Source organism: Proteus genomosp. 6 (assembly GCF_040139785.1).
Classification (GTDB): domain Bacteria; phylum Pseudomonadota; class Gammaproteobacteria; order Enterobacterales; family Enterobacteriaceae; genus Proteus.
Window position 1 is genome coordinate 1 of record NZ_JBEEVJ010000059.1, and the last position, 590, is coordinate 590.

Annotated in this window: 1 protein-coding gene; it reads right to left on the reverse strand. The window is 39.3% G+C overall.

Annotated elements, in window-relative coordinates; all coding sequences use genetic code 11:
• Positions 1-590 (reverse strand): DUF6246 family protein (locus tag ABN212_RS18795; protein WP_349443579.1); only part of this gene is annotated, 590 nt, incomplete at both ends.

Below are 590 nucleotides of genomic sequence, written 5' to 3' on the forward strand. Positions count from 1 at the left end.
TATTCTTCTCTCGTGAAGCCTTTCTCATCGGGATATTTAACTTTGAGCATCATCTGAAATTCAGTCATTGTTAACTGTTCGGCTTCTTCTCGATTCATACCAAAGTGCGCACGAGCTGAACTGATGTAATCAATTGCCATAAACTCATCTGAGAATTCATTTTTACCTTCATTGCGTTGAAGTTTGCGGATCTTCGCTTTACCGATAATTCCGTGAGTAAATAGTTCTCTGGCAATAACGATAATGTCAGCGATTGGCATCTTGCCGTTTTTATAGACGATACCGCGTTTACTTGATTTCCATTCGCCAATGATTTCAGAACAATCGTCATCACAACATGCCTGCATCACTATCATTGCAGTTTGTAAGATATTGCGCCCATATGTAGGTTTGTTAATGGCCTTTATTAACCACTCAGGAATAACCCTGTAATTCATTACGGCGCGAGTAATTAAATCTTGTACCTCTGTACCATTTAATTGACCATACGCGCTCACAATCTGCTTAGGCTCGCCGATTCTTGTCATATTGATGAACGATGGTCTAAATAAGTAATCCTTTTTATCAGTAGAGATAACCATCTCACCGAT